Origin of the sequence: Bacillus sp. JJ1127 (assembly GCF_036965845.1) — a bacterium.
GTDB lineage: Bacteria > Bacillota > Bacilli > Bacillales > Bacillaceae_G > Bacillus_A.
In genome coordinates, this window is record NZ_JBALQK010000229.1 from 1 (window position 1) to 9,396 (window position 9,396).

Genomic DNA, 9,396 nt, shown 5'->3' on the forward strand with positions numbered 1-9,396 from the left:
GTAAAAACAGAAAGAGCAAACGAGTGTAGATTACTTTTTATTCTGCATAGCAGGGATTTAGATATCGAAAAATTATATAAGAAGACGTTTAAATAGCTTACGTCAATAGAAAAAAGACGCCTTATAAAAGCGTCTCTTTTCTATTATAATGTTGTTTTAATGCGAATTTTCCTTGTTCACCTAAAACGCCATCTGCAATATTTACAGCATGATCACCGATACGCTCTAAGTTGCTCACCATATCAACAAAGATAATGCTTGCATCTCCTGAGCAGCTACGTTCATTTAGACGAATGACGTGGCGTTTACGCAATACGCGCTCCATTTGATCAATTTTACGTTCTTTTGTAATGACTGTTTGTGCCAGTTTAGTATCAAAGTTTGTTAAGACGCCAATTGCATCTTGTAATGTTGAAATTGTTAATTCAAGCATTTCATTTAGTTCCGCCATTGCTTCATCTGATAGTTTGACGCGATTAGAAATTTGGGAGTCTACAAGCTCTACAACGTTTTCTACATGGTCTCCAACGCGTTCAATATCTCCGACAACAGATGCTAAGGCAGAATGTTTTTCGGAATCCGCTGGTGAAAGTGGTTTTTCAGAAAGTAATACTAAATACTCAGTAATTCTTTTATCTAAATTGTTAATAGCGCCCTCTAATTGAGTTGCCATATCAGCATGTTTCTTTTCTTTCGTATTTAAAAATTGATTTGCTTCTTTTAAGCCTTGTAGTGAGAACTCTGCCATACGAATAATCTCTTTTTGTGCTTCTGTTAAGGCGATGGCAGGAGATTGTTCAATAAAGATTGGATTTAAGTGCTTCGGTTTAAAATCAATCGCAGCATCTTCTCCGCGAATGATTTTTGTTACAATCCACGCTAGTGCTGCAATAAATGGGAACTGAATGATTGTATTTGTTACATTGAATGTTCCATGTGCAAAAGCAATTGTCATTTCTGGATTTAAATGTAATGCGTCCTGCAAATATTGAATCAAATTTGTAAACGGTACTAATAGAATAGTAAAGATGATCGTACCAACGACGTTAAAGATAACGTGAACTAATGCCGCTCGTCTTGCTGCAATAGAAGTACCGATTGCTGCTAATACAGCAGTAATTGTTGTTCCGATATTATCACCAAATAATACAGGAAGTGCAGCTTGTAAATCGATTGCACCTTGACCGAATAATTCTTGTAAAATCCCAATTGTTGCACTTGAACTTTGTACAATTAAAGTAAATACTGTACCTACAATAACGCCTAGGAAAGGGCTATCGCTCATACTAACTGTTAATTCTTGGAATGATTCTAGAGAACGTAATGGCTTCATACCTGTGCTCATTAATTCTAAACCGAAGAATAACATACCAAATCCGAATACAACTTGTCCTACAGATTGTACTTTTTTATTTTTAAAGAAGAATAATAGAATTGCTCCAACTGCCATAATTGGAAGAGCATATTCTCCAACTTTAATTCCGATAATAAATGCTGTAACGGTCGTTCCAATGTTTGCACCCATAATAACACCAATTGCTTGTCTTAGTGTCATAAATCCAGCACTGACAAGTCCGACTGTTAAAGCTGTTGTTCCTGAACTAGATTGAATAAGTACGGTAACTAACATACCAGCTAGTACACCCATAAGTGGGTTGGTTGTGAAGCGATCGAGAATATCGCGAAGACGATCTCCGGCTGCTTGTTGCAGTCCATCTCCCATATATTTAATCCCGAATAAGAAAATACCTAATCCACCAATAAACTGGAAGATCATGTCTTGAACATTAAATTCCACGCATTCCACTCCTTAAATTTCATGTACTGTGTAATTATTAACTGAACTTTGAGTAGCTGTAAACGAATTCCTTATAGAATTTACACTAAATTTACAAAACGATAAAAAGTTTACATTTATTTAAAGAAACCCCTGGATTTAATTGGCTTTAATGGATTATGTAGTATATTTTTGCGAAAAAGTAACATTGTATTTAATAGTAGAAAAATAAATGATGTTTAAAAAATAGTGAAGGAAAAGAAGGAAGAACAATAAGAAAAGCTGCTGGATCATCCAGCAGCTTTTTCATGTTTTTTGTCCATCTGTTTTTGCTTTCGTACATTTGTAAGGTAAATAAAAAGGAAAGCAATCAATAACACAGAGGAATAACGATATACGGTTGCATAATCTGTAAAGTGGGCAATAAATCCAAATATGATTGCTCCAGCACCGATTCCAAGATCGAATGCAGAGAAGAATGTTGCCGTAGCAACGCCGCGTCTATGCGGGGATACTCGATCAATCATCCATGCTTGTAAGGCAGGTTGAATAGCCCCGAATCCACTGCCATAACAGCTAGCCGCGATAATTAAACTTGGTATTGTTGTTGTATAGGATAAAAGGATAATTCCTGAAAATGTTAAAAGAACACCGGGAATAATAACAAATGTATGACCTTTTGCATCATATAACTTTCCCGAAAATGGACGAGTTACAGCAATTGCAAGTGCATTAAATAAGAAGAAAAGACTAATATCAGTGATTCCGACTTGTGTAGCGAATAACGTGATGAAACTGCCGATACCACCATACATAAGTGTAATACATAATATTAATAATGAAGGAAGTAAAGCTTTTTTCTCAATGAAGCCATCTAAAAACGTTTCAGGCGTTTGGGAAGGTGGTTGCTTCGTTACTTTGATTTTCAGTAGCTTTGTTAATATTAAAGAAATAACTGTGCAAGATAGGGCACATAGAAAAAGAACGGTAAAGTTATAAGTTTGCATAAGCCATAATCCGATGAGAGGACCAAGTGCCATGGCCATTGTTCCAGAGAGACCGAAGTATCCCATTCCTTCACCACGGCGGGCAGGCGGAATTAAGTCAGAGACGATTGTACCATATGTCGTAGTTGTGATACCGAAACCTGTTCCGTGTAAAATACGGACGGCAAGTAGAAGGAAGACAGTTGAAGCAAAAAGATAACTGCCCATGGCAAGTAAACAAACAGCAGTTCCGGTCATTAAAATGATTTTTTTATTAAACTTCTGTAGTGCATTTCCTGTTAATGGTCGAATAAAAAGTGCTGCAACAGTAAACACGCCAACAACAAACCCAATATTTGAACTCGTGCCACCAATTTCTTTCACGTAAACAGGTAAAGTTGGAATTAACATTTGAAAGCCTAAAAACATACATAAGTTTGCTAGAATGAGCGCAACAAACTCTTTTGTCCATAATGGTTCTCGTTTTACGAGTATTGCTTCTCCCATATATTCATCCCCTATATAATTTTTTCTCTGTTCTTTCGAGTATATGTAGTGGTCAATGTAACAGTCAAGAAAGTTGAATTGGAATTGTATAACAATTTTAGGGTGAAATAAAAACAGCCACCCGTTCATGGATACTCCATAAACGGGTGGCTGTTTTTGTTTATTCATATCGTAAACATTCGATTGGATCGAGCTTCGCAGCTTTATTAGCTGGCAGTAAACCAAATAGAATACCGATTAGCATAGAAAGTGCGACAGAGATAAGCCCTAGTTTTACTGAGACAACAAGTGGCCATCCAGCAAACATAGCAACAATCCAGGCGAAGAAAATACCGAGCATAAATCCAATGGATCCGCCTAATGCTGTTAAAATACAAGATTCAATTAGGAATTGCGTTAATACTTTTCCGCGCGTTGCACCGAGTGCTTTACGGACTCCGATTTCACGTGTACGCTCTGTTACTGATACAAGCATGATATTCATAACGCCGATACCACCAACAAGTAGTGAAATAGCGGCAATACCACCGAATACACCTTTTAAGATACCAGTAAAGTTATCAATCTCTTTTAATGCTTCTTGTGGATCTGGTACTTTGAATTTTCCAGTGTGCTCTGGTTTTTTCGCATCATTTAATGATTTTACGACTGCATCTTGTACAGCTTGCTTATCTTGACCAGGAGCAATTTTTACTGTCATACCATCATAGTTGTTTTTACCAAATAGAATAGGCCAGTTTTCTGCGGAGATGATACCTTCTTTAAATTCCACGCCACCCATCATTGCTTTGGTGGAATATACACCGACTACTTTGTAAGGTGTACCTTTCATATCTATATATAAGTTTGGCTCCCATGAAGAGAACAATTTATTGAATGCCTCTTTATTTAATACAATTGTATGTTCTGGTTTATCTAAATCGGCAGCTGTTAAAAATCGGCCGTGTTCAAGTTGAAATCTAGATGTATCCTCAAAATAATCTCCTTTCGCACCAATTACATCAAGATCCAATTCCTTTTTTCCTGCATATACTTTTTCTTTTCCCCTAACGTCTGGATACACTTCTTGAACACCAGAAATTTTTGAGATATTGTCATACATACTTGCAGATATTTTTCCATCCATATCCGAATAATCTTCTGTTCTGTAATTTACCGAAAACTGATCTTTCTTTTCTTTTCCTATTTGTTCACGGAACTTTGCATTTGTTCCGTCTCCGATTGAGATAATGGTAATAATAGCACTAACCCCAATAATAATCCCCAGCATCGTTAAAACGGAACGCATTTTATGAGCGAAGATAGAGGAAATGGCCATACGTATATTTTCACTTAAGTTCAAAATTAACCTCTCCAATCTTGGACGATATTTCCGTCACGAATTACAATTTGGCGTGCTGCCGCTTCCCCAATTTCACGATCATGGGTAATCATAATGATTGTCGAGCCTTGTTTGTTTAATTCGTAAAAGAGGTCCATAATTTGTTGACTTGTTTTTGTATCGAGTGCACCAGTTGGTTCATCAGCTAAAATGAATTTTGGATTATTCACGATTGCACGCGCAACAGCAACACGCTGTTTTTGTCCACCAGATAATTCATTTGGCAAATGCGTGGCACGGTCTGCTAAACTTACTTTTGTTAATGCTGCTAGTGCACGTTCGCGACGTTCTTTTTTATCTGCTCCAGCATAAATTAAAGGTAATTCTACATTTTGTAATGCTGTAAGACGAGGGAGCAGCATGAAGTTTTGGAATACAAATCCGATTTCTTTATTACGAATATGAGCTAGTTCCGTTTCAGACATATTTGAAATGTTCTGTCCAGCTAATGAATAAGTACCTGCTGTTGGCTTATCTAAACAACCGATGATATTCATTAATGTGGATTTACCAGAACCAGATGGTCCCATAATGGAAGTAAATTCACCTTGGTTAAGCGTTACATCGATGCCATGCAATATTTGAACTGTTTCTTCACCGTTTTGAAAGGATTTCGTGATGCCTCTTAAGTCAATCATTGAACAGTAACCTCCATGCCATCTTTTAAATCTTTTTCTGGTTTAGAGATGATCTGTTCTCCTTTGTTCACACCAGAAACTTTTGCTTCGCTATCTGTTTCGAATTCAACAGTTACAGGTTGTTCTTTTGCTTTCCCATCTTTCACGATGAATACAACATTTTTATCTCCTTTTTTCACAATACTGCTTTTTGGAATCACTGTACCAGTTGCTTGACCGGACTTGCTTGTTACATATACATGGAATCCATTTTGCAATCCCTCACTATTATTTAATGTAACGGTAAATTGATAGTTAGAGGTTGTTTTATTTTCATCCATAGTTTTTACTGGAGTTGTGCCGATTTCTGTCACTGTACCTGACCAATTTTTCCCTGGGACTGTTTTAGATGTAACGGTCACTTCTTGCCCAACTTTTACATGAGCTAGTTCGTATTCTGATAATTGTCCTTTTACTTTTAGAGGGCCAGCAGTACGAAGCGTAATACCACTCATACCTGTTTTTGCATCAGCATTCTTTACAATATCTTCAATTGTGCCGTCAGCTGGACTTGTTACAGAAAGGGTATTTAGTTTTTCTTTGTTTGCTTGAATCATTTGCGTTGCTTTTTCAACCTCAAATTTTTTCATTTCAAGCTGAGCTTCAAGTTGCTGGATATCGGTTTCTGATGCTTTTAACATTTCCTGTGGTGCACCAGCATCTTTATTTTTTTGTAATTTTTGTTTTGCTGTATCAATTTGTTTCTTTAATAATGTTACCTCTTTATCGGCTAAATTCTTTTGCATTTCTGCTTCGGTAACACCTAGCTTCATAGTAGGATCATTGTATTTAAAGAGAATTTGTCCTTTTTTGACTTCATCTCCTTTTTTTACAGCTAGTTCATACGTGCCTTTTGATGGATCAAATGGAATTGTTTCAATTCCATTTGGAATGACTTCACCACCGAATTTTTGTGCATTTTCAATTTGTTTTTCTGTTACTTTATAACCGCTGTATGCCATAGCCACGTTAGATCCGCCGCCAGCAAAAGCAAAGTATGAACCTGCCGCAATTCCAATTGCTACTACACTAGTAATTAACACTTTATTTTTCTTCTTCATTTATTTATCACCTTTTCGCTCGTTTTTGTATCTGTTTTAAGTATAGAAGAGTGAAAGAATGTGACAAATCGTTTTAGCTTACAATAATCTTACAATTTTGTAAGGTATACATATTGAGATAAATTAGGCAGAGGGGATTTAAGAAGAGAGCAAATTGGTTGACGAACCTTTTCTTTCTTACAATAATATTGTATGAAGGAAAGGAGGGAGGAACATGGAAGCTTATTTTCGAGCAGCTCCATTAGATCCGTTTATTCCATACTCAAAACAACATGTTATTATACTTCTTATTATCGGTGTAGGAATTTATTGTCTGTATCAATATCAGGATTTACTTCGCCAAGAGCAATGGAATGTGATGATTCGATATACAATTGCTTTTTTATTTATTGGTAGCGAAATTGGGCTGGATGTATGGCAAATAAAAGCGGGGATTTTTCAATTAAGTACCTCATTACCATTTGAGTTATGTACGATTAGTTTACTATTATCAACAATTATGATTGTAACGAAAAGCTATAAGTTATATGAAATTGTCTTTTTTACAGGAATTATTGGGGCATCACAAGCGATTTTAACACCAAACTTACAGTATGCTTTTCCACATTTTCGCTTCATCGAATTTTTCATCGCACATATATTACTCATCTGGGCACCATTATTTATGACGTGGGTGGAAGGATACAGACCAACTTTTCAATCCATTAAGCGTACGATGTTGTTTTTAAATATATTGGTTCCGATTGTTTCGTTCGTAAATTATAAAACAGGGGGAAACTATATGTTTTTAGCACATAAACCAGAAACGGCTTCATTACTTGATCTGTTAGGCCCTCACCCATACTACATTATTTCATTAGAAATCATTGCGTTTATTGGATGCTTACTTTTATGCATACCATTTTCCGGAAACGAAAATCGTATGCATAAAGAATCGCTAGGATCATAATCTAGCGATTCTTTTTTTTGTAGAAAATATTTACAATTCTGAAAATTGTTTATAAAATAGAGCGGAGTATAAATAAATAGAATGGAATCTTGTATAGAGAGAAGGGGGAAGATGGCAAGAAAGGTTATTTCAAATGGTATAGAGGTTATTATACAATTTATGCTTTCAATTGTAGGAATTATTTGTTTAGGCGCTCTACCAAAGCTATTTGAAGGATTACATATTGACTTTTCGGGGTATGTACAGGCTTTAAAGATGTTGTTTGTGAAATTGATAGATGTTTCAAGCTTAACATATGCAGGTAATAAACCTTTATTTCCGCAACTATTTGTTCATTATAAAGAAACCATGACTATTTTTTTAGCTTCATTTTTTATTTCGCTATTTATAGCTTTTTGCATCGTTTACATCATAATTAGAAGTCGTCCGCGCATACAACGTCGTATAAAATCATTTCTTCTTTTTCTTGAGTCTATTCCAGACATTCTTCTTATTCTTGGATCACAAATTTTTGTTGTATGGATTTTTCAAAAGACAGGGTTTTTACCTGTAAAAATCGCTGCACTAGGAACAGACTCAATTCGGGGTTTGCCCATTATTTGTTTAAGTGTCCCAACTACTATTATGTTTGTGAAGTTATTACTGCTTCGTTTTGAAACAGAATTAGAAAAAGATTATGTTTTATTTGCAAAGGCAAAAGGATTGGATCGTTTTCATATTTTAAATCATCATGTGTTACGAAATGTATTGCTTAGTACGTTATTCTTTGCAAAAACGAACATTTGGTTTATGTTATCAAATTTGTATATTATAGAATGGATTTTTAATACGCATGGCATTTTTATATTCATTAAAGGGTATCAAGCGATTGAGGTTTTTACAATAAGTGTATTACTTATTTATATTCCAATCTTCATCCTATTTAAATCATTTCATTATTTCGTTCCAGATGCGATGAAAGAGAGGCAATAAGATGTGGAAATATGTAAAGCGCGATAAACGATTTTGGCTGAGTAGTTTATTTCTTATCGGATTAGTTGTTGTAAGTATTGGAAATACGATATGGAATGATGGACATATTCGTGAAGTATCTTTGCAATATGATGCACAAGGAAATCCAGAAGTTCCACCATTTCCGCCCTCATCGCAATTTTTACTTGGAACAGATCGAAAAGGTTATGATCTGTTAAACCTAGTTATTGAGGGAGCAAAATGGACTATTGGTATATCTGCTTTTATCGCAGTCATGCGTATGATAATAGGGGTATTTTTTGGTGTAGTATTAGGGACATATATAAAAAGGGGATTCACAAAGATTGAAGCCTTTTTTGATAGCTTTACAGTGATTCCAACAGTAATGATCGCTTATTTTTTACTGCAGTTTGCGAATAGATTTGCAAATGGGCAAGAAACATCAACTTTTTTTGAGAGAGCTTCATTTCAAGTCATATTGCTTGTTGTACTTGCGATTCCAACCATTTCTCTTTACGTTGCGAATGAGGTTCGGAAATTACAAAGGGAAGAATTTATTGATGCTGCCCGTATACTAGGAGGAAGTAAACGACATATTGTAGTTAAACATGTGTTTCCACATTTATATATGACGTTTGTACTTGTATTAATGCAGCAGTTTATTCAAACGCTTATTATTTTTCTTCATTTAGGATTGCTTGAAGTGTTTTTTGGGGGGACGGTACAATTTGGTGGATTGGTCAAAGAAATAGACTCCTATACACATGAATGGTCAGGTTTAATTGGTGTATATTTCCGTTCTTTAACAGTGCATCCATGGATTCCGCTTGTACCAATTACTTTTTTTGGCCTTACTATTTTTTCAGGAAATATGATAGCAAGAAGTATAGAAGATGCCATAGCGAAAGTAAGGTTAGGAGAAAATAAAAAGAAAGAGGATGTCGAAGAGGTACAGCACGTTTCGCATTCGAAAGAAGAATTGTTTACATTTAAGCATACAATGTAAAGAGCCTAGGAAATTAGGATCTAAGCTATATATAAACCCCCTCTTTTTGGGTGGGAGAGAGGATCTGGCCATGCATAGAA

At 35.6% G+C, this 9,396-nt stretch carries 8 protein-coding genes; 3 read left to right on the forward strand and 5 right to left on the reverse strand.

From position 1 onward, the window contains the following. Positions 1 to 121: 121 nt before the first annotated feature. The 5 genes from V7183_RS20475 to V7183_RS20495 all read right to left on the reverse strand — a co-directional run bounded on the left by V7183_RS20475 (position 122) and on the right by V7183_RS20495 (position 6,389). Positions 122 to 1,798, reverse strand: a complete 1,677-nt coding sequence (locus V7183_RS20475; RefSeq protein ID WP_335360659.1) for a Na/Pi cotransporter family protein — start codon at positions 1,796 to 1,798, stop codon at positions 122 to 124. 269 nt (positions 1,799 to 2,067) lie between these two features. Further along, a complete protein-coding gene (locus V7183_RS20480) occupies positions 2,068 to 3,270 on the reverse strand; it encodes an MFS transporter (RefSeq protein ID WP_335360660.1) in 1,203 nt (400 codons plus the stop codon). 160 nt (positions 3,271 to 3,430) lie between these two features. Next, positions 3,431 to 4,612 (reverse strand): ABC transporter permease, encoded by a 1,182-nt coding sequence (locus tag V7183_RS20485; protein WP_335360661.1) that lies wholly within the window; start codon positions 4,610 to 4,612, stop codon positions 3,431 to 3,433. A 2-nt stretch (positions 4,613 to 4,614) separates the two neighbouring features. Next, positions 4,615 to 5,289 carry an ABC transporter ATP-binding protein gene (locus tag V7183_RS20490; protein ID WP_335360662.1) on the reverse strand — a complete coding sequence of 225 codons (675 nt, stop codon included), beginning with the start codon at positions 5,287 to 5,289 and terminating at the stop codon, positions 4,615 to 4,617. Further along, positions 5,286 to 6,389 carry an efflux RND transporter periplasmic adaptor subunit gene (locus tag V7183_RS20495; protein WP_335360663.1) on the reverse strand — a complete coding sequence of 368 codons (1,104 nt, stop codon included), beginning with the start codon at positions 6,387 to 6,389 and terminating at the stop codon, positions 5,286 to 5,288. Before V7183_RS20495 ends, V7183_RS20490 begins: the two co-directional genes overlap by 4 nt. 214 nt (positions 6,390 to 6,603) lie before the next feature. On the opposite strand from V7183_RS20495, the gene V7183_RS20500 reads away from it, so the two are divergent. From V7183_RS20500 to V7183_RS20510, 3 genes are all read left to right on the forward strand, one after another. Then, positions 6,604 to 7,338 (forward strand): YwaF family protein, encoded by a 735-nt coding sequence (locus V7183_RS20500; RefSeq protein WP_335360664.1) that lies wholly within the window; start codon positions 6,604 to 6,606, stop codon positions 7,336 to 7,338. 111 nt (positions 7,339 to 7,449) lie between these two features. Further along, positions 7,450 to 8,310 carry an ABC transporter permease subunit gene (locus V7183_RS20505; RefSeq protein WP_097894610.1) on the forward strand — a complete coding sequence of 287 codons (861 nt, stop codon included), beginning with the start codon at positions 7,450 to 7,452 and terminating at the stop codon, positions 8,308 to 8,310. Position 8,311: 1 nt separating this feature from the next. Further along, positions 8,312 to 9,316 (forward strand): ABC transporter permease, encoded by a 1,005-nt coding sequence (locus tag V7183_RS20510; RefSeq protein ID WP_097894609.1) that lies wholly within the window; start codon positions 8,312 to 8,314, stop codon positions 9,314 to 9,316. The last annotated feature ends 80 nt before the right edge of the window (positions 9,317 to 9,396 follow it).